This window comes from Bradyrhizobium sp. YCK136, assembly GCF_044570075.1.
In the GTDB taxonomy this organism is placed as follows: Bacteria; Pseudomonadota; Alphaproteobacteria; order Rhizobiales; family Xanthobacteraceae; genus Bradyrhizobium; species Bradyrhizobium diazoefficiens.
Genome location: NZ_CP172424.1, coordinates 1792232 through 1813401 on the forward strand (window position 1 = coordinate 1792232; position 21170 = coordinate 1813401).

Below are 21170 nucleotides of genomic sequence, written 5' to 3' on the forward strand. Positions count from 1 at the left end.
CCCCGCTGGCGCAAGCGTGACGCTACTTGCGAAAGATCGCTTCCTGCTTGTCCCATTCGATCGGAATGGATTTCAGCAGTTGCGCCAGATCGAGCGCCTCTGGCTGGAAGCCGTTCAAGATGGCCTCGGTCAGCGCCGGTGAGAGCAGCGTCAGCCTGAGCACCCGGCAGAGATAGGACTCGTTGATCTTCTCTGCTTTGGCCAGATCACGCACAGTGGCAAACAGGTTCGACTCCAGCATGTTGCGCCAGCGATGGGCGCGCACCACGGCCTTGATGAGCGTATTATCGATCCGGGCTTGTGGAGGTGACCAAGACGGAGCGTGCGCCGGGGTCACCACCCGCTTGCGGCCGCCCTGGCGACGAAATGAAATCGGAATGCTGATGACCATGGTTCGGCCGTCGCGGCTCAGTTTGGGCCGGCTAACGGTTCCAAGGGTGATCGTTGTCGGGCGGTTCATTCGGCGGCTTGCTGGAAGGTGGGTTGCGGCTGCAAATCTATTGAGAGTGAGGTCAGGCCGTCGATTTTCAGTGTGATGTCGAGCTGCTCTGCGCTGAGATCGATGCGCTCGACCAGCAGTTCGACGATGCGGGCCTGTTCCGCGGGAAAGAGCTCATTCCAGAGCTCGTCAAATCCGACGAGGGCGCTGCGGACTTCGGCCTCGCTGATGTCAATCCGCTGCCTGCGCAAAGCGCGCCAGGTCTGAACGATGACTTCCGGCGTTTGGAGAAGCCGCCGGACCTGATCGACGATGATCCGCTCGAGTTCGTCCGCCGGTGCTAACTTGACCGGGCAGTCCGATCGACCATGCTTCATGGCGGTCTGGCTGATGTAGTAGCGATAGAGCCGCCCTGACTTTCGGGTGTGGGTTGGGGACATCGCTGCGCCGTCGGGACCGAAAAGAAGGCCTTTCAGGAGTGCAGGGGTCTGCGCGCGGGCATTGCCGGCGCGTTTGCGCGGGCTCACCTTTAAGATGGCGTGGACCTGATTCCAGAGGCTGCGATCGATGATCGGCTCGTGTTCGCCGGGATACGCGGTACCTTTATGGACAGCGTCGCCGATGTAGACTCGGTTGTTGAGCATCTTATACAGGACGCCCTTGTCCAATAGGTGCCCGTAACGATTCCTCTCGCCGGCCGCGACCAGTTCGCGGGCCAAGAGGGTTGCGGATTTGAGCTGAACAAACCGCCGAAAGATTGCTCTGACGCGTTCGGCATCAGCGTCATCGATAAGCAGCTTGCGGTCACGGACTTCATAACCAAGCGGGGTCCAGCCGCCCATCCACTTGCCGCGCTTGCGCGAGGCCGCAACCTTGTCGCGGATACGCTCGCCAATGAGCTCCCGCTCGAATTGCGCGAAGGTCACGAGAATGTTCAGCGCCATCCGCCCCATGGCGTCCTTGGTGTTGAAGGACTGGGTGACGGAAACGAAGGTCACGCCCTGGCACTCAAACAGCTCGACGAGATTGAGGAAATCGAGCATGGACCGAGAGAAACGATCGATCTTGTAGACCACGATCACATCGATCTTCGCAGCTTTGACATCAGGTACAGGGACAACGGCATCATTTAAGTAGAAAAACAGCTCACCAGGGACCCTGGGGGTGACGTTTTCTGAAATCGCCTTCACCCCGGGGTCTGGATCCGGCTCAAGGAAATCGACCTCACTGTCGATCGTGCCGTACCGAGCAACGGGCTGGAACCAGGGTTCGCCGTAGTGACGCTTCATCGGCAAAAGAAACGCATTCCATAGGGTCTGCGTCCACGTCAGGACAGGGCCTCGCTCATTGCGGAAGGTTTCATATCCCCGTCCGTCCGCGGCAACGCTGCCGTTGATCGCCTCTCACACTTCCGGCGAAAAGCGGGCGCCAAACGAATACCGATGACTGTCGTCGCGGGGGGGCTGCTGAGAACCCAGGCGCTCCTCCAAGCATTGCGGCCTTTGCCACGATTCCGCCCTTGTGCGACCAGCTAATCCCTTCGGGTAATGTGGCGATTCGCGCGAGGCATGGGGTGCCTGACTTGACGCTCTGGAATATGCTCCCGCGCCGGGAACAGCGAATTCTAGTCAAGCTGGTCGGCGGTGGTTCGACACGTGGCGATTATCCGGCCGAAATGGCCAACCTCATGCAGCTTGGGCTCGTCGGCCAGGACGGTTTGACCGCCGCCGGTCTCAAAGTGTTCATCGCCGCGCTTAAAGCGCAACGAGAAGCCCGCCGAATAGACTTGGTGGCGTAGATCTGACGCGTGGTCTGCTGCTGCAGGACTGCGAAATGTCGAGATCAGCTAAACGCGGTTCGAAAACCTGTTCATCGCACTCATTGTTTGAATTCTTGGATCGACGTCTTGCAGATAGATGGTCTTTCTCAAAAACTCGATCTCTGCAAGTTGATGAACCTCGTCAACGTCGATGTACCAGGATTTCGGTCGTCCATCTGCACCGTCGCTCCATCGGTAGCCTCTTTTCTTCAACATGTCCTTTAGGTCAAAGGGCGATTGCTCGGCCCATACGCGGACGGTCTTGCGCCGAGCACGTTCGAGGAGAATCCTGAAGGCGGATCGATTCTGGCTTGGTACGTCCGCAGCCAAGACTTCAATCAGAGCCCGACAATCGTCGATTGCACGATGGGCTTGGTGAAAGAGACCAATGCCGGCCAACAGGTAGCCTAGGCGCGATCCGTCAAATCCGTGACGGCGCCATTCGATTTCCGTCGCAGAACATGCCCAGGACTTCCGTTCGAAGAGTGGCCAATAGCGCTCGGCAAATTTCCGATCGAAGTTCGCGTTGTGGGCAACGATGATCACAGCATCGGAGGCAAAGGCCGAAACCGCGTTCGGATCGATCTGGTGCCCCAGAACCATTTCGTCCGTAATGCCGGTGAGCTCGGTAATCTCAACAGGTATGGGATTCTGAGGTTCATTGAATGATGAAAATACGTCCGTGATTCGCGCAATTCTGTCATTTGGCAGATAGTCGAATTTCACCATTGCCAGCTCGATGATTTCGTCTTGCGCTGTATTCAGTCCGGTGGTTTCGACATCAAGCAAAATGCCAGTCTTTGTTGCCTGTCCATCGGATGAGGCGAATTCTGTTCGGGGCACGAGCCGACGAAGGACCCGATAGTCCGGAGACTTCGATAGCATTTCGGCCATTGCTGTTAGATTGATCTCGTTCGACGTCATAGAATCAACCAAAAATCAGGCGGAAGCGCGCAAACACGATGAATGGTGCCTTTTTTTCCGGCTCGATCCAAGAGCTTGTCGATCAAACCCCTGAATCTATTCTGGGGCATCTCGCCAAACAGAATCCCTTTGCATTGGATGCGCTGCAGCGCAACGCGTGGCTGAGCCAGATCGAGCTCGCGCGGGCTCAATTTCGTGGACTCGATGGTTGGATTGCATTTGAGTTTGCAATCCCACGCATGGGCAAGCGTGCCGATGTGGTCGTGACTACGGCGGGAATCGTCTTCGTCATCGAATTTAAGGTCGGCTCGGATCAGTTCGATGCGGCCGCCCTCGATCAAGTTGTCGACTATGCCCTTGACCTCAAGAACTTTCATGCCGGTAGCCATGATCGGCGAATAGTGCCGATCGTTGTTGCGACGATGGCAGCGAACCCATCCTTCGATCTGGCATGGCAGAGTGACGGAATCTCAAGTCCGGTCAAATCGAATGGGGGCAATCTGCGGGAAATTCTCGGGCGTATCGTGCGTGAGATACCAGAGAAGCAGGCCGAACTTGACGGCGCCCAGTGGTCGCGGACTGGTTACAAGCCGACCCCCACAATCATTGAGGCCGCGCAGGCGCTGTACCAGGGGCATCGGGTCGAAGACATCACACGCTCCGATGCCGGAGCCAAGAATCTAAGCCAGACGGCGGCCTGCCTTGCTGACATCATCGAGGATGCCAAGGCCCATCGGCGCAAGGCGATCTGCTTTGTAACGGGAGTGCCAGGTGCCGGAAAGACGTTGGCTGGCCTCAATCTCGTGACGCTTCGGACTAAGGCCCACGAGGAAGAGCATGCTGTCTTCCTGTCCGGCAATGGCCCCTTGGTGGAGGTGCTGCGCGAGGCACTAGCACGGGACGAACACGCGCAATTAAAGGAGCGCGGCGAGAAGAGCAGAAAGTCTGACGCGCTCCGGAAAGTCAAAAGCTTCGTTCAGAACATCATGCATTTCCGAGACAGCAACCTCGTCACCTCTGAGCCACCGATCGAACGGGTCGCGGTGTTCGACGAGGCGCAGCGCGCATGGGACGCCAAGCACCTGGCAAACTTCATGAGTCAGAAGAAGGGGCAGACAAACTTCCAGATGTCTGAGCCTGAGTTTCTGATAAGCGTTATGGACAGGCATGACGGCTGGTGCACGATCATTTGCCTCATAGGCGGAGGGCAGGAGATCAACGCGGGTGAAGCGGGCCTGACCGAATGGTTTTCCGCGCTCAAGCGAAGCTTCCGAAATTGGAAAGTCTATACGTCGGAACAACTAGCTCATCGCGACTACCATTGGGGACAAGACCTGCCGGCCTTTCTCGAAGGGCTCGATAGCCAATCTCTGCCGGCGCTTCATTTGGCGGTCTCTGTTCGATCGTTCCGTGCAGAGAAGCTCTCGGAATTTGTAGGCGCGCTGGTCGCAGGGGAGGCCAAAGAGGCTAAAGAGCTATATCAGGCTATCAAGGAGACGTATCCGATCGTTCTGACGCGAGAGCTAGGTCACGCGCGGCAGTGGCTCCGTGATCGCGGACGGGGTTCGGAACGCATTGGTCTGGTGGCCTCGTCGGGCGCATCGCGCTTGAAGCCAGACGGGATCAACGTTCACGAAAAGATCGAAGCGACGACTTGGTTCTTGAATGGGAAAGGTGATGTTCGCTCGTCCTACTATATGGAAGATCCTGCAACCGAATTCGATATTCAGGGCCTGGAGCTCGATTGGGTAGGGGTCTGCTGGGACGCTGATTTTCGGTCGGTCGACGGCAGGTGGCAATTCTATCGGTTCTCCGGCACGCGATGGCAGAACGTCAATGATGACAACCGCAGGGTCTACCTGACCAACGCCTACCGTGTGCTGCTGACGCGCGCGCGACAGGGGATGGTGATTTACATTCCGAGGGGTGACTCGATCGACGCCACCCGTCCACCAGCCTTCTACGATGGAACGGCGGCGTTCTTAGCGGAGTGTGGGTTGCCGCTGCTTGACCGAAGAATCTGAGCCTGGCGAAGGTCGGTCACCGGCTGACTTCTTCCATAACATCTCATATACGAACGCAGCGACCGCAGTATCCACCCAAGTCTTGGCCGGCCTATCATTGGGGGTCGCCCCACGTCGTGATCATCGTCTCTCGGCGGAGAGCGTTGAGGTTGGAAAGAACAGGGATCGGCGGCGTTGTGCTTGCTCTGCCCATCGCTCTGGGAGGATTAAAGCCGAGCTTGGCGCCATCACGTGCAAATCTTGATCAGGATGATGCCATTCGGGCTGATCGTAACCAGACGCTCGAAGGGCAAACTGCACAATGGAAAATAGCTCTGCTCTTCGATAATCGTTGGTGGGGATCGTGACCCATCCTGACCGTTCCATCTAGCGTGCGCTAGGGAAGTCGCCATCACGAAATACGCGCCGATGGTGGCGGCAACGATTGAGTTGCGCATAATTTATAGCCCTGCGGTTGAATGAAATTGGCGGCTGGCGCTCGAGGCCGGCCAGCCGCCGAGCTTTTTCAGTAGCACCAGAGCCTGCCGAAAATGTCGAAGTAGTACCCATACAGGCAATACGTCGGCCAGCCGTACAGAAGTCCCTGTGCGTTCGCGGTGGAGGCCACTGTCAGAATAGAAGCAGCTACGAAAGCAGCTAGGATGGATTTGCGCATTGCATTTTCTCCGTGCTGAGAATGTGCATTCCGACACTGGTTGTGGCGGATTTGCTGGGCGGTGTTCAGCCCACCGGCTCCTATCCGGGAATGCGGCTCGCGCTAATTCATTCGGACATAGCGTTGTGCTAAATATTTTGACGATCGAACGTCCGATTTGCGTCGGCTGACGCGCATACGATTTTATGTCGTTGTTCCTTTTTGGTCAGCAAAACTTCCCTAAAGGCAACACTTTACGAACCGGGCGTGCCCTTTGGTCGCGACCCGCCCTCTGAGCCGATTGCTTGCATTTCGGACAAGCCGGGCGATACTGCTAGTTGCATCAGGAGCGTTGGCATGCGCCATCTGTTTCGCTTTGCAATCGGTCTGATCGTCGTCTTTCTGATGTGCTCAGCCGCTTATGCGGAGAAGCGGGTCGCGTTAGTCATTGGAAATGGTGCTTACAAAAACGCTCCCAGATTGCCAAACCCGACGAACGATGCATCCGATGTGGCGGCCGCATTGGCGAAGTCGGGTTTCGACGTAATTTTCGAAACAAATCTCGACCAGCTTGGGATGCAAGAGGCTTCCATACGATTTGCACGTCAAGCGCGCAGCGCGGACGTCGCGCTGTTTTACTTCAGCGGTCACGCACTACAGTTTGCCGGCGTCAACTATTTGTTGCCGGTCGATGCGGTTCTACGGGATGAGGCGGACTTGAGGCGCATGTCACGCGCGGATCAGATCCTCGCCGACCTGCAGCAAGCAAAGAACTTGCGCATACTGGTGCTCGACGCTTGTCGCGATAATCCGTTTGTAGAAGAACTCAAGCGCTCGATCGGTCGAAGCCGCAGCTTTGAAATTGGGCGCGGTCTCTCGAAATTGGAGAGCCCTGACGGGACGATCATATCCTATGCGACCCAATCCGGTCGAACCGCCGACGACGGTTCGGGTCGAAACAGTCCCTACACCTCGGCCTTTCTGCGCCGCATTGTAGAACAGGATAACGTTACAACTATATTCCAGCGCATTGGGGCAGATGTCTACGAGAAGACCAGAGGAGCACAAGTTCCCGAACTATCACTGTCCTTCTTCGGTGAGTATTATCTGAATGGAAGAGGCGAAACCGTCGCCCCGGTTGTACCGTCTTTGGCACCTGCCGATCCATGCGCCCACGCTGCGGAGCATTGGAAGAGCGCCGAACTTCTTGGAATCGCGGCCTATGAGGATCACATCGCGCGGTTTTCAACCTGTTCTTTTGCGGACCTCGCCAGATCCAAAATTGCCGCTCTGTCCAAGCCAAGCTCAACACCGAATAGATTTGACGGTGTCTGGATTGTCAAAGAGGTGTGTGAAAAAAGCGGTGTTTGGCCAGCCGATGCGTACCAGTTTGCCGGCACGATCAGGGACGGCATGTTCCACACCCATTATGGCGCGGTGGGTCAAGCCGACGGTTGGACTTTTGATGGAAAGATTCAGAACGACGGTAGCGCGGAAATTGACGTGAAGGGCCTAACTGGTAAGCCTGCCGATGATCCACTCCACCGTCCTTCGGAAACAGCAGTCCATTACAAGATTGCACTGAAACTCGAGGGCGTTCGCGGTGCGGGCATCCGCATCGAAACCCCACGCCCCTGCCGTTCCGAGTGGACGAAATTCACTTCAGAGACGACGTCAGCTCCGAACAGCACGACTTCATCTCCAACACCATCGGGCAGCGAAAAGTCGGGTTCACCTGGCAGCAAGGAAAAGCAACGTCTACAGCATGGCCCAACTGTCGACAGAAGAGCTAAGGCCGAGCCCGAGCTGAATCCTAAGCGACAGGCGCCAGCAGGGAGCTGCAGCGCAGTGCTTTCAGGGTGTCGAACGCGATGTGTGAGCAATGGGGGTCGTCCAGATTGCGCCTCGACCACATGTGTGCAGTTACACCAGCAATGCTTGCAAACGGGGTGTTGGTCGGGAAAGGCGTTCAACGGCTGCGGGTTTGCCCGACAATAGTTCAGAAGCGTCGAGGCGACCGCGACGCAAAGAGATCTCGCTTTGGTTGCCAACGCAGGAGCATCAGCGATCGCGCCGCGCACCATAAGGCAGCTGGCTGCACTGTCGGCGAAGATGTTTAAGGTATCAGAGGCGATACCTCCGATTTGACCAAGTGCGAGCGCAACAGATGCTGAAGAGCGTGCTGGCGTCTTGGGGAAAGGAAGTAAGCGGAGCTTTTCTCCCATTTGATTGACTGGTTTCGCTTCGGCTTTCGCTCTGCGATCCTTGGCTTGTCAGAGAGCCGAGAGGAGACTGAAGGCGATGGAACAATCGGGGGAGGAAGCCGAAGCTGATGGCTTTGTGGGGAAGCTTACGCGCCGGACGCGTTCTGGAGGCCGGTTATGGTCTGCGGAGATCAAGGGGCGCGCTGTTTTCGAGAGCATGAAGCCCGACGCCCGGGTATGTGATGTCGCACGGCGTTATGGTGTGAAGGCCCAGCAGTTGACGAGGTGGCGCAGATTGGCGCGTGCTGGCCGGCTCGCATTGGTCACGGACGACGCGGCGGATTTCGTGTCGATCGAGCTGAGCGATCCAGTGGCGTCAGGCAAGAGCGAGGGGCCCGTCGAGATTACGATTGGCAAGGTTTCGGTCCGCCTGGATGCGGACGTGTCGGCGGTGCGGATCGCGGAGATCGTGACTGCGATCGAGCGCGGCGCATGATCATTCCGGCGCAGGGACTGCGGATTGTGCTTGCTGTGCGTCCTGTTGACTTCCGGTGCGGGCACGACGCGCTGGCCGGTCTTGTGCAAAACACGCTTGGGCTCGATCCGCATTCGGGCCTGATCGTGGTTTTTCGTTCGAAGCGCGCCGACCGGCTGAAGATTTTGCTATGGGACGGCACGGGCCTCGTTTTGGTCTACAAGCGCCTTGGCCGCGATGGTCGTTTCGAGTGGCCGCAGATCAGCGACGGCGTCATGCATCTGACGCGCGTGCAGTTCGAAGCGCTGTTCGATCACCCATGTTGATGCCCCTCCTTGTTAGGCTGACAGATTCTTAGATCAAGTTGCGCGATGACGTGGTTTCGAAGGTCTCCGATGGCGTGAAGAACGGATGGTGTATTCGGGAAGAGATAGGCGCCGCTGGGCTGGCGATCAATTAGCAAACGCTTGGTTCGGATCTGAACATAGAGCCAGTTTACTGGAATCTCGAGCCTTCGGGCCAGTTCGGGCGGGCTGAGGTATGAGTCGTCATGCTCCCATCGGCTGCGCTGGGCAGTTACCTTGATGGCGGCGGCACGACGGAGCCGCCCAACGGTGATAGGCAGCACCTTATCGGCGCAACGGGGAGAGCGGTGACCTTCCCGAGTAAGGATTGTGGCGATCTTGTCGTCTGGGACGCCGTCGCGAGCGAGCGTCAGAAGGCGTTCCCGCATCTCTGTGCCTCGCGTCAATCTGGTGACGGAGTTGACGCTCATCTTCACTTCGAGCTCCGTCACGGCGCCTCCCCGCCAGACGATCCTAGCCAGGGCCAAGTCGCGCTCACCGCGGTCGAGAACGACCTTTTCGATGAGACATCGCAACAACGCCTTGCGATGCGCATCCGAGATAGTCTCGTCACCCCATATCTGCGGGAGGCGGCCGGTGAGGCTGATGACCTTGTCGTTGAGCTCCTTGCTTATGGCCACTTGTGTGATGGCTTTGGGCGGCGTCTGTCGGGCAAGCGCCTCTTCGGCGGCGCGCACGTCGTTTAGCGCCGCTTCCCATCGACGCTCGAGTTCCGAGGCGACCAACCGATTATCTGGATCAGCTCGGTTGAACTGCCGTTCGGCGAGCGCCGCCGTGTATCGCTTGCGCTCGAGCTCTCGTTCTGCACTGGAGCGTAGCGCATTGTTCGTCTGCTGCTGCACCCGGCGGGAGCGCGACAAGGCATCGAGTTCGGCCGGCGCTAGTGCGGTTAGGAATGCGTCGCCAACGGCTGCATCGATATGGGCGGCGCGGATGTGTTGGCAGGTTGGCTGACCTTCCTGGGTACGCAGGTGATTGCATACATATTCGCCGCCGCCCTTGTAGCGGACGTACATCTTATGGCCACATCGTGCGCACCAGGCAATGCCGTGGAGCAGGAGCTCGCCATTGCGAGGCGCGCCGCGGGTTTTGATGCGCATGTATTCGGCTCGGTTATCTCTGATGACGGATCGGATTTTTTCATAAATTGGCCAGTCGATATAGGCTGGATATCGATCTTTAACGACGATCCGCCACTCCTCCATCGGCCGCGGAGCCTTTTGTGGCAGGGCCCCCTCCCGCTTCGGCGGCCGGAAGCGGGTTCGTCCATAGACAAAGGCGCCCGCGTATGCGGGGTTCTTCAAGATCGCCGCGACGGCAGCCAGCGTCGCGCGCGTCCAGCACAAATCGCCATATCGATCACGACGCGGCAGTTCCAGGTCACGCTCGTTCAACGCTCGCATGACCTTGGCAACGCTGCGCAGCTGCAGGAATAACTGGAAGACGAGACCGAGCCGCCCTTGCACGGCCATGTCGGGATCCTTAACGACCACACCGCTCGGGTCCCGCATCAGCCCGATTGGCAGCATAACCGCAAGTTCGCCGCGTTCGGCTTTGGCCAGCAGGCCGGCGGTCAGCCGGCTGCGGATCGTATGTAGCTCAAGCTCGGAGATCGAACCCTTCAGCCCGAGAAGCAACCGTCCGTTGGGAGTGCCCGGATCATAGACACCATCGCGGTCGGCGATCAGGCAGCCACGTAGACCACAGATATCCAGGAGCGGATACCAGTCGGTACAATTACGCGCCAAGCGGGTCACGTCGATCGACAGGATGAGTCCCACTTCACTCAGGCCAACACGGCCAACGAGTTCCTTGAAGCCGTTACGCTGTGCTATAGACGCGCCGCTCAACCCGAGATCGGCATCAATCACGTCGATGGCCGCCTCACGCCATCCGAGTTCGCGGGCGCGCTGGCGAAGCGCGTATTGAAGGCGCAGGCTCTCCTGATTGCTTACGACCTGATGGGGCGTCGACTGCCGGATGTAGACTACGGCTTTGCGCGCCAAGTGGCTTGGTGTGACCAGCTCGGACTTCATGAGGGATCTCCGCCAAAATTGCGGCGACGTCTTCGACGATCTGGCGTCGGAGCGCGGGCGTCAGCGTCGACCAAAGATCGGCTGGATCCATGCTCATGTGCGTCGGGACAATCCGCTGTCGATAAAAGCTCGAGTAGAGCCTCCATACTCAGCTTAATCTGATTTGCCTCTTGCTCATAATATTCGATTGCGGTTGCTTGAATCAGAAGACTGCTTCCTGCGCGATACTCAACTTCATACGAAGCGGGAATGCCTCGGCCTCGCTGACCGATCTTCCTAATCACTCGATATGAGCGCCCCCACAAAGGATGGTGGGGGTCCCGAACCTCGACCACCTCCGGAAATGATTCGTCAGACTCACTATCAGGGACATTCCTCAATCCCCTCGTTTGAAGGGCTGAACTGGAAGCGAGTGGGCGAACGGATTGTCGCGACGCCAGCTGCGGCGAACTGACTCAGATGGGGTATTCGGCCTGTTGCTGAGCCCCGCGTTAGCAGGGTGCTGCGCTTCAGGTTGATGATAAACGTGGTCTGTTTTCGAACAGCCACAAGCATCAGACGGAGAAGCGCAGCATGAAACATTACGCTGGACTGGACGTGTCGGTCAAAGAGACGTCCCTGTGCATTGTCGACGAAACGGGCCGCATTTGCCGGGAAGCGAAGTTGGTGAGTCACCCGGACGATCTTCTTGCTGCACTCAACGATCCGATTTGGCGGTTTGATCGGATTGGGCTCGAGGCTGGACCGCTGTCGCAATGGCTGTTCAGCGGGCTGGCGGAGGCTGGCCTGCCGGTAATCTGCATCGAGACGCGACATGCCAAGGCGTTCCTCAAGGCGCAGGTGAACAAGAGCGACCGCAATGATGCGCGTGGCATTGCGCAGATGATGCGCGTCGGCTTGTTCCGGCCTGTCCACGTCAAGACCCTGATCAGCCAAAAGCGACGGGTCCTGCTTGCCGGTCGCAAGCTGCTTCAGGAGAAGGCCATTGCCATCGAGAATGACATTCGTCGGCTGTTACGCAACTTCGGCTTGAAGGTCGGAATTGTGGGGGTGATCGGCTTTGAACAACGTATCCACGAACTCGTCGGCGGTCAGCCGGAGCTGGCCGAACTCATGGAACCGCTTCTCGTCGCCCGACGCGTTTTACGCGAACAGTTCACACAACTGCATCGCAAAGTGCTTCTACTTGCCCGGGAAAGCGAGGTCTGTCGTCGGTTGATGACGATCCCTGGTGTCGGCCCCGTCACGTCGCTGGCCTTTATCAGCACGATCGACGTTCCCGCCCGCTTCAAGAGTTCGAAAGCCGTCGGGCCGTCCCTTGGATTGACGCCAGTTCTCAACCAGTCCGGCGAAAGCCACCGCATCGGCCGGATTTCGCTGTGCGGTGATGAAGCCATGCGAGCGCTACTCTATGAGGCCGCACAGGTCATGCTGACGCGGGTGCAGAAATGGTCCTGGCTCAAGGCGTGGGCCATGCAGATCGCCAAACGACGCGGGCAGCAGAAGGCGATCGTCGCTTTGGCGCGGCGGCTCGCCGTCATCATGCACCGCATGTGGAGCGACGGAACGGAATTCCGCTGGACACGGGAGGCCACGCCCGCGGCACAATAGTGCGACGCGCGGTCCACGCACCCGTTGTTTAGCGGGAGGAGGTCCCTCGCGGGACGATGGACGAGATGAGTTCGCTTTGGGCTCTTGTACGGTCGCGTCCTTGCGATCAGCACGCGAGTCAGATTGTTCCGTCTCGTTCTACTGATCCCATGTTGGGAGAGCCATACGGCTGATCCCGAAGAGAAGCACGGCCCCGCGAGCGGTACCGAACCCAAGGAGGCACCCAATCAAGCCCTTGACTAAATCCGGCCGAATAGAGAAGACCCGACAACCTGTTTCGCGCGGGGCTTTGGGATGATAGCTTGCGGATGTGCCGCCGTCCCCCATTGATCCCGCCCGTCTTGCAGCGCTGCCCGCCGATTTGCGCGCGCTCTTCCGCGCGCAGGAAGCGATGATTGAAGCCGAGCGTCGTCGCGCAGACGATGAATGCTCGGCGCGCCTTCATGTCGAGAGTGAACTGGCTGCGTCCAAAGAGAGCGTCGAACGCCTCGAACTGCTCGTGAAGGAGTACGAGCGCGCACGTTTCGGTAAACGCTCGGAGAAGTTCAATCCCGATCAGATGCAACTGGTTCTCGAGGACATCGAGATTGCCATCGCCGAAGTCCAGGAACGCCAGGACGATCGTGCGCGCCGCGCCGGCACGGCGCCGTCCAGCCGCCGGACCAGGCGCGCTGCCCGTGCCTTTCCCGCGCACCTGCCGCGCATCGAGCAGGTGATCGAACCCGAGAACCTCGAGTGTCCCTGCGGCTGCGGCCGGATGGTCCAGATCGGCGAGGATCGCTCCCGCCGTCTCGATGTCATGGCCGCCCAGTATCGTGTGATCGAGACGGTGCGACCGCGCTACGCCTGCGCAAAGGGCTGCACCGGTGTTGCTCAGGCGCCGGCGCCCGCCCATCTCGTGGAGGGTGGCATCCCCACCGAGGCGCTGCTGGCGCAGGTGGCGGTCGCCAAGTTCAGCGAGCACATGCCACTCTATCGTCAGTCGCAGGTTCTGGCTCGGCATGGCATCTTCATCGATCGCGCCGTTCTGGCAGACTGGATGGGAACGGTCGCCTTCCACCTCGCGCCGCTGGTCGAGCGCATGAGCGTCGTGATGAAGCAATCGGGCCGCTTGTTCATAGACGAGACCAGGGCGCCTGTGCTCGATCCGGGCCGGGGCCGAACGAAGACCGGCTATCTGTGGGCTGTCCTGCGCGACGATCGCGGCCACGGCGGCGCTGATCCACCAATCGTGGTCTACCACTACGCGCCAGGACGCGGTGGTGACCATGCTGAGCGCATCCTCGAGGGCTTCGACGGCATCCTTCAGGTCGACGGATACCAGGGCTATCATCGGCTCGCACGGCCCAAGCGCAAAGGCGGCGTGCCGCTGCGGCTGGCCGCATGTTGGTCCCACTCAAGGCGCAAGATCATCGCAGCGACTCCGAAAGCCGGCTCACCCATCGCCGAAGCCGTTCTCGCGCGCATCGCCGCACTCTATGCGATCGAGAAGGAGATCCGTGGCGCCGACGCCCCGGCTCGGCAAACGACCCGTAACGAGCGATCACGGCCGCTCGTCGCTGAACTCGAGAGGTTTCTGCGCGAGCAAGCCGCTCGCCTGTCGCCGGGCAGCGAGATGGGCAAGGCGATCGCCTATCTCCTGAACCATTGGGATGGCCTCACCTTGTTTCTCGACGATGGTTGCGTTGAGATGGACACCAATCCCGTCGAAAATCAAATCAGGCCGCTGACTCTGACGCGTAAAAATAGTTTATTTGCTGGTCACGACGAAGGTGGTCGTTCATGGGCGCGCATAGCTTCGCTCATCGCCACCTGCAAAATCAACAGCGTGGAGCCCTACGTCTGGATGAAAGCGACGCTCAAAGCGATCGCAACCGGTCACCCGCAGTCCCGGATCGACGAGCTCCTGCCCTGGTCGTTCGGCCGCACCTCGTAATTCTCCGTCGTTGCCGCCTCCATACCCCCCGCCAACGATTTGCAAACACGTTGATCAACAGACTGCAATCCCCACGCCAAACCTTTGCGAATGGGACGCGAACGTCGCTTACGAAAGGAAGCCGCTCACCTCTCTTTATCGGAGGCGAGGGACGCGATTGTTCGGCTTACGGCAGGCGAAAAGACCAAATTGCTGACAGCGGCTAGGGTTTACGCGAGAAGAAATCAATCGAGGTATGATTACGAAGAACTCCTCAGTGAGGCCGCCACTCGAATTCTGGAAGGAAAGCGACCTTGCCCGCGAGGGCAAAATTTCCTGCACTTCCTTTGTGGTGTGATGAAAAGCATCGCGGATAGTTGGCGGACTGTCAGGAGGGATTACGTCGAAGAAGAATGGAATGATTCCGAGGTTGAGGCTCATCAAATAAGAGAATCTTCAGGGAATAGCTCGGAAAACAGCTTGGAATTATTTGAACAGTTCTTGCGGCTCTTCGATGACGACAAGCTCGCACAAGATCTGCTGATGAGACGTTTACAGGGCCACTCAGGAGAAGATGCGTGGCGGCCACTTGGTATCACCAAAACTCGATACGAAAGCACACTCAAGAAAATTGAACGACGGGCAAGGTCTTGGCGCCTATCGGGCCGAAGCGACGGAAGAGGCGAATGATGTCCGAACGAAATCAGAAGGTGCAGCTAGATCATCTCATTGATGACGCAGTCAATGCGTTCCTTTCGGTCTCAGACGGCAAAGTACTCGAGAGGGTGAAAGAGCTCACCGGGGACGAGAATTCGGTCGCGCGCGATTTCGACCGGCGCATGCGTCCTATTCTGAATCAATACAAGGCTGACCATGGCAGAGACATCCCGGCAGAATCAACCGAAGGTCTGGGATCGGCAACATGGACAGTATTGCGATGGGATTCGATACATTATCGGATACGCTCGTTGTTTTCGCGTCCGATGCGGTCAGCTCTTGCTGCGCTAACCGTTGTTGTTGCTGGAGCGACGTTGAGCGTTCCGTTCTGGAGAGCAGCACAGGACGGGGACTCTAGCCCGTCCTATTCGTGAGAGTGCGGCTTTTGGGCCCGATTGATGCGGCCGCACATCTTGTCTGACGAGGCGCACAGGATTGCCTTCGGCTTTTCACCGCCTGACGACCCGTACTTTGCAACGCGCTTGAGGGATAGGTTGGGCGAACGGGGGGCGGACGCCCCGCCGGTCAAGGACTGAGCGGCAGCAGCGCGCCGGGCAAGCCGCAGATCAGGTCGGCTTCGGGACATGCCGCGGCGAACGCAAGGCGAATGCGGCTCGTGGTCTCGACCACACGGGCAGCGAGTTTCAAGAGACGAAGACGCAGCGTCGCGAACTCGGCAGTGGCCAATTCCCGGGCTTTGGGAATGGCGTCGCGCACGGTCAGCATCAGCCAATAAGCGGCCGTATGGAGCACGAGACGGACCTGGTTGGCGAGCGCCGAACGGCAGCTGGTGCGATCGGAGGCGAGCTGCGTCTTATGCAGCTTGATCAGATTCTCGGCTTGGCCGCGCGCGCAATACAGGCTGTCGTAGATCCACTCGGCCGAGCCGACATCGAGGCTGGTGACGACGAAGCGGATGTCGAGGCCGAGCATCGTCGCCTCAATACGGGCGACAGTGCGCCGTTCGCGATCCCAGGACTTTGCCTTGTGGCGCGTCTCGGTATAGCCACGCAGAACCGGCAGGTTCTCGATGGCGCGTCGCGTGCGGATGTCGTCGGCGACCTCGTCGACTTTTCTGGCGAGAGGCTTGGTGCCGGACAGACCGAAGATGTAGTCGATGCCGTTGGTCTCGCACCACGCCATTGCCTCCGGCCGGGCATAGTGCCCGTCGCCACGGAACGTAATTTGCGTGTTGTGCCATCGCGTCCGGATATGCCGTACCAGGCGGCGCAGATGGGCACGCACCTCGACGCCGCCCGGCGTCTTGCCGGGCCGCAGCACGACGGCCACGGGCCGGCTCTTCTCCGTGTCGTAGACGTGGATCGGCAGGAAGCAGCGTTCGTCATAATGAGCGTTGAACAGCGAGAGCTGCTGATGGCCGTGGACGACGTCGCAGGTATCATCGATGTCGAGCGTGACGGATGCCGGCTCGCGCGGGTAGCTATCCATCCATGCGTCGACCAAAGTGTAGGTCAGCCGGATCACGTCGCGCAGGCGCGGAGCATTCTCCAGCCGCGACAGCGTCGGCTGGGAACACAAATCCCGGCCCGTGTCCGGTAGGCGACCGCAGGCCAGTTTGAATGCCGGATCGGACCTCAGATGATCGAGGTCGTCGGCGTCCTCGTAGCCGCAGCAGATCGCGAACATGCGAGCGCGGAACATATCGACCAGGCTGTGCACGACCCGCGTCGGATCGCGCCGATCCGGGAACACCCGGGCCAGATTGTTGGCCAAACCGAGACGCCGCTCGGCCATCGCCAGAAGCATCACGCCCCCGTTCGAGGTTAGGCGCCCACCATCGAAGGCAGCTGTGACTTTCTTGGCGTGAACGGCTGGAAACGAGAAGGGCGGAATCGTATCGTCGGTCATGGCGGGCGTGGCGTTCGCGGTTGGAGGTGATGGGGTTGGCTTCGCAACCGAATCCTACGCCGCATCAGCGCTTTACCCCTCAGGCGCACTCTTACGAATAAGACGGGTTAAGTTGAAGAAAGATTGAGTGACTCCCGATCATTTCTGTGCCGAAGCGTGGAGTCGCGGTCGTGCCGCGTCCAAAGAAACCGGCGCGAGCGGCCTATTAGACGCGGTAGGTGATCAGCCTCCGAAACGAGACTATCAAGCATGAAGAGATCGAGCGCGAGGCAGAGGTTTTATTTGTGTTGAATTCTTGCTTCTCGATAGTGGTCTGAAATCGTATCATCGGTCATGGCGGGCGTGGCGTTCGCGGTTGAAGGTGATGGGGTGGCTTCGCAACCGAATCCTACGCCGCATCAGCGCTTTACACCACGCTCGCCAGCCTCTCAGGCGCCCTCTCGCGAATAAGACGGGCTAGTTACACGCGAGGTCAGGAGGCCACGCTCGACGAATTCGAGGCGTGTGATGCCCCGCTTCTTCGGATGTCCAGATTTGCCCGTCCCCAAGCGGGATAAACGAAATCGGCGACTCGTGATTGCTAACGATGGGGTTCATTATAATGGTCTGTTGATCCTGTCGCCTTTCGGAAGAGGGTTGCTCGACCCCGAGCGCGACCTGAATAACGAGCCATACGTGCGATCCGACAGCTGGCTAGAGCGCATACATGTAACGCCAGTCGAACACGGTTCGATGGTCCAATACACGTTAAAGGCTATTAATAGATCCGGCGAATGGGACGATTTGCTTGTTCTGCCTCGCGCAATTAGCGAGTTGCCCGAAAAGAACTTTGGCGCTGCGTTTCGTTGACGGCGGAATGAACGGTGCCAAAGCCCAGCTACAGCACACGCGGTGGAAGAGGCTTCGTCAAAAGTTGGTTGGCCACGTCTGGAAGGGGAAGGCGCCATCGCGTTTCGATCTAGGTCGTAATTTCTGACCTTCCTCTGAGTCTATCAAATGATCCGTCATCGAAGCAATGACCGCGTTAGGCTAGTGCATCGTTTGGAAATAAGCGTGCTCTGATTGCCGTGCTTCGATGGGCGTAATCCGGATCTTATCTGAATCTTGCTTGCAAGATCCGCGCAGCCTGCGATTCCGTTATTAGCTCTGAAGAAACGCAACAGGTCGGCCGGTGAGACGTCTTTATTGACAGCGTATTGGAGCGCGCGAGTCCAGCGGCTTCTTTTTCGCTGATCGACGTTGTCGCACGAGGCATCAATAATGGTACGGATCGAATGTTGCCCTGAGCGTACCTGTGTCATCAGTACGCTTGGGGCGATTTCTGCGAGGTGCTCCAGTAAGCCATTCTCCTCGAAATAGTTGTGCGCTCTGAGAACCGACCTGAGGTACTTATAGTTGGCGAATTTGCGCTTGCTCTTCGTCGTCTTTTCGTACGTTCTTCGAACTTTGCAGATCCGGGCAATGATTGCTTTCTCGGATCTTGTTGTGTGTGCCATGACAGCCTCCTTCGCTAGCAAGCTAAATTAGCGAAGGGCGAAAGCAGGTCGTTGCAGGCGTGGGCACCGGGGAAATCGACCGTTCGGACGATGTTTAGGCGACATAATCGCCTGTGCGCGGCTGGACGGCGGGGGCAGCGAAATTACTTGCGGCAAAGCGCGGCAAGAAGATCGATGCCAAAATAGCTCCTCCGCACGACATCGAACTAAAGACATACGGACGGCTAGGAGATGCCACCGAGACAAGCAGAAAAGCCGTTTGCTTGCAACAAAGCGTCGGTTGAGGCGAAGTTTCGAGCGATTATCTGACGTAACGCATCTAAAATTCAAGTTTCAGACGCGTGCATAAAGTTGTGCATTAGTTCAAAGGTGCGCCGTCCGGCTTCGACATGGCGTCGAACGCAATCCGATCGCGGAAAGAGGTGGTCGTGGAAATGCCTGGCGTCTCTAATAGTACGGAATTGCCCGACTGAAAGTTCTGTTGCGGGTTTCTTCCCGTTCAATTTCGTTCGCTGAACGTGTACTCAAATGTCCCTTTGTTGGTCTTGATCTTGACGCGGACGGTCTCGCACCTCAGGCTATCGGACGCGGATTCGCCGACCTTGAGAGGGAAGGGTGCGGTCGCGTTTCGGGCTGATTGGGGCGATAAAGAGGGTTTGCATTCAGGGCGGTTATTGATTGTCGCATCCAGGATTGTGATTGTCTCTCTGCCAACATTCTTGACAACGAGGGTAGGAACCGGAATGCCGAGCAATGATGGGTTGTTGTTTATGCTGACTTCCAATTGACCTGATCTTTCGTCGTCAAAAAGCGCGGCTAGGACGACAATCCCGACCGTTGCAAGCACGAGCCATAAAAGCCCCTTGAGAAGCCACATCTGCTGTCTCCATTGAGAATGATGATTGCCCGAGCCGCCAAAGTTGGCTCTGGAACGACAAGCGTGAAACTAAGTTCGCAACAGAAATCGGGCATATAGTCCCTAGCCCGTCCTATTCGTGAGAGTGCGGCTTTTGGGCCCGATTGATGCGGCCGCACATCTTGTCTGACGAGGCGCACAGGATTGCCTTCGGCTTTTCGCCGCCTGACGACCGGTACTTTGCAACGCGCTTGAGGGATGGGTTGGGCGAACGGGGGCGGACGCCCCGCCGGTCAAGGACCGAGCGGCAGCAGCGCGCCGGGCAAGCCGCAGATCAGGTCGGCTTCGGGACATGCCGCGGCAAACGCAAGGCGAATGCGGCTCGAGGTCTCGACCACACGGGCGGCGAGCTTCAAGAGCCGAAGACGCAGCGTCGCGAACTCGGCAGCGGCCAATTCCCGGGCTTTGGGAATGGCCTCGCGCACGGTCAGCATCAGCCAATAAGCGGCCGTATGGAGCACGAGACGGACCTGGTTGGCGAGCGCCGAACGGCAGCTGGTGCGGTCGGAGGCGAGCTGTGTCTTATGCAGCTTGATCAGATTCTCTGCTTGGCCGCGCGCGCAATACAGGCTGTCGTAGATCCACTCGGCCGAGCCGACATCGAGGCTGGTGACGACGAAACGGATGTCGAGGCCGAGCATCGTCGCCTCAATACGGGCGACGGTGCGCCGTTCGCGATCCCAGGACTTTGCCTTGTGGCGCGTCTCGGTATAGCCACGCAGAACCGGCAGGTTCTCGATGGCGCGTCGGGTGCGGATGTCGTCGGCGACCTCGTCGACTTTTCTGGCGAGAGGCTTGGTGCCGGACAGACCGAAGATGTAGTCGATGCCGTTGGTCTCGCACCACGCCATGGCCTCCGGCCGGGCATAGTGCCCGTCGCCACGGAACGTAATTCGCGTGTTGTGCCACCGCGTCCGGATATGCCGTACCAGGCGGCGCAGAAGGGCACGCACCTCGACGCCGCCCGGCGTCTTGCCGGGCCTCAGCACGACCGCCACGGGACGGCTCTTCTCCGTGTCGTAGACGTGGATCGGCAGGAAGCAGCGTTCGTCATAATGAGCGTTGAACAGCGAGAGCTGCTGATGGCCGTGGACGACATCGCAGGTATCATCGATGTCGAGCGTGACGGATGCCGGCTCGCGCGGGTAGCTATCCATCCATGCGTCGACCAAAATGTAGGTCAGTCGGATCACGTCGCGCAGGCGCGGAGCATTCTCCAGCCGCGACAGCGTCGGTTGGGAACACAGATCGCGGCCCGTGTCCGGCAGCCGTCCGCAGGCCAGCTTGAATGCGGGATCGGACCGCAGATGATCGAGGTCGTCGGCGTCCTCGTAGCCGCAGCAGATCGCGAACATGCGCGCGCGGAACATATCGACCAGGCTGTGCACGACCCGCGTCGGATCGCGCCGATCCGGGAACACCCGGGCCAGATTGTCGGCCAAGCCGAGACGCCGCTCGGCCATCGCCAGAAGCATCACGCCCCCGTTCGAGGTTAGGCGCCCACCATCGAAGGCAGCTGTGACTTTCTTGGCGTGAATGGCTGGAAACGAGAAGGGCAGAATCGTATCATCGGTCATGGCGGGCGTGGCGTTCGCGGTTGAAGGTGATGGGGTGGCTTCGCAACCGAATCCTACGCCGCATCAGCGCTTTACACCACGCTCGCCAGCCCTCAGGCGCACTCTTACGAATAAGACGGGCTAGCAGTTTGAATGCTGAACGGGAGAAT

15 protein-coding genes are annotated in these 21170 nt (G+C 58.7%); 8 read left to right on the forward strand and 7 right to left on the reverse strand.

From position 1 onward, the window contains the following. Positions 1–22 precede the first annotated feature (22 nt). Positions 23–460 (reverse strand): hypothetical protein, encoded by a 438-nt coding sequence (locus ACFLEY_RS08430; protein ID WP_211434403.1) that lies wholly within the window; start codon positions 458–460, stop codon positions 23–25. Then, a complete protein-coding gene (locus ACFLEY_RS08435) occupies positions 457–1728 on the reverse strand; it encodes a recombinase family protein (protein WP_396604598.1) in 1272 nt (423 codons plus the stop codon). Before ACFLEY_RS08435 ends, ACFLEY_RS08430 begins: the two co-directional genes overlap by 4 nt. Before the next feature lie 284 nt (positions 1729–2012). Between ACFLEY_RS08435 and ACFLEY_RS08440 the strand changes: the two genes are divergently transcribed. Next, on the forward strand, positions 2013–2237 hold the full coding sequence (locus ACFLEY_RS08440) for a hypothetical protein (protein ID WP_396604599.1): 225 nt from the start codon (positions 2013–2015) through the stop codon (positions 2235–2237). Positions 2238–2285: 48 nt separating this feature from the next. On the opposite strand, the gene ACFLEY_RS08445 is transcribed toward ACFLEY_RS08440, so the two are convergent. Then, positions 2286–3182: a 3'-5' exonuclease gene (locus ACFLEY_RS08445; RefSeq protein ID WP_211434455.1), complete on the reverse strand. Its 897-nt coding sequence runs from the start codon at positions 3180–3182 to the stop codon at positions 2286–2288. A gap of 38 nt (positions 3183–3220) precedes the next feature. On the opposite strand from ACFLEY_RS08445, the gene ACFLEY_RS08450 reads away from it, so the two are divergent. From ACFLEY_RS08450 to tnpB, 4 genes are all read left to right on the forward strand, one after another. Further along, the gene (locus ACFLEY_RS08450; protein WP_249163505.1) at positions 3221–5206 is read left to right on the forward strand and encodes a DUF2075 domain-containing protein; all 1986 of its coding nucleotides are present in this window, start codon (positions 3221–3223) and stop codon (positions 5204–5206) included. A 991-nt stretch (positions 5207–6197) separates the two neighbouring features. Next, on the forward strand, positions 6198–7838 hold the full coding sequence (locus ACFLEY_RS08455; RefSeq protein WP_211434454.1) for a caspase family protein: 1641 nt from the start codon (positions 6198–6200) through the stop codon (positions 7836–7838). A gap of 303 nt (positions 7839–8141) precedes the next feature. Further along, positions 8142–8540, forward strand: a complete 399-nt coding sequence (locus tag ACFLEY_RS08460; protein WP_026193420.1) for a transposase — start codon at positions 8142–8144, stop codon at positions 8538–8540. Further along, positions 8537–8845: an IS66 family insertion sequence element accessory protein TnpB gene (tnpB, locus tag ACFLEY_RS08465; protein WP_060907863.1), complete on the forward strand. Its 309-nt coding sequence runs from the start codon at positions 8537–8539 to the stop codon at positions 8843–8845. Before ACFLEY_RS08460 ends, tnpB begins: the two co-directional genes overlap by 4 nt. Here tnpB and ACFLEY_RS08470 read toward each other — a convergent pair. Then, positions 8833–10920: a recombinase family protein gene (locus ACFLEY_RS08470; protein WP_049810452.1), complete on the reverse strand. Its 2088-nt coding sequence runs from the start codon at positions 10918–10920 to the stop codon at positions 8833–8835. The two genes, tnpB and ACFLEY_RS08470, sit on opposite strands and share 13 nt — an antisense overlap. A 573-nt stretch (positions 10921–11493) precedes the next feature. On the opposite strand from ACFLEY_RS08470, the gene ACFLEY_RS08475 reads away from it, so the two are divergent. The 3 genes from ACFLEY_RS08475 to ACFLEY_RS08485 all read left to right on the forward strand — a co-directional run bounded on the left by ACFLEY_RS08475 (position 11494) and on the right by ACFLEY_RS08485 (position 15537). Continuing rightward, positions 11494–12531 carry an IS110 family transposase gene (locus tag ACFLEY_RS08475; RefSeq protein WP_396604600.1) on the forward strand — a complete coding sequence of 346 codons (1038 nt, stop codon included), beginning with the start codon at positions 11494–11496 and terminating at the stop codon, positions 12529–12531. Between the two features lie 391 nt (positions 12532–12922). Continuing rightward, positions 12923–14467, forward strand: coding sequence for an IS66 family transposase (gene tnpC, locus ACFLEY_RS08480; protein WP_224517700.1), 1545 nt, complete (start codon positions 12923–12925; stop codon positions 14465–14467). Positions 14468–15132: 665 nt separating this feature from the next. Further along, the gene (locus ACFLEY_RS08485; protein WP_211434646.1) at positions 15133–15537 is read left to right on the forward strand and encodes a hypothetical protein; all 405 of its coding nucleotides are present in this window, start codon (positions 15133–15135) and stop codon (positions 15535–15537) included. Positions 15538–15688: 151 nt separating this feature from the next. Here ACFLEY_RS08485 and ACFLEY_RS08490 read toward each other — a convergent pair whose 3' ends face one another. The 3 genes from ACFLEY_RS08490 to ACFLEY_RS08500 all read right to left on the reverse strand — a co-directional run bounded on the left by ACFLEY_RS08490 (position 15689) and on the right by ACFLEY_RS08500 (position 21021). Beyond that, complete coding sequence (locus tag ACFLEY_RS08490) at positions 15689–17032, reverse strand: IS1380-like element ISBdi2 family transposase (RefSeq protein ID WP_396604601.1); 1344 nt, start codon at positions 17030–17032, stop codon at positions 15689–15691. Positions 17033–19027: 1995 nt separating this feature from the next. Further along, the gene (locus tag ACFLEY_RS08495; RefSeq protein WP_211434593.1) at positions 19028–19405 is read right to left on the reverse strand and encodes a hypothetical protein; all 378 of its coding nucleotides are present in this window, start codon (positions 19403–19405) and stop codon (positions 19028–19030) included. Positions 19406–19677: 272 nt separating this feature from the next. After that, on the reverse strand, positions 19678–21021 hold the full coding sequence (locus ACFLEY_RS08500) for an IS1380-like element ISBdi2 family transposase (RefSeq protein WP_396604602.1): 1344 nt from the start codon (positions 21019–21021) through the stop codon (positions 19678–19680). Between the last annotated feature and the right edge of the window lie 149 nt (positions 21022–21170).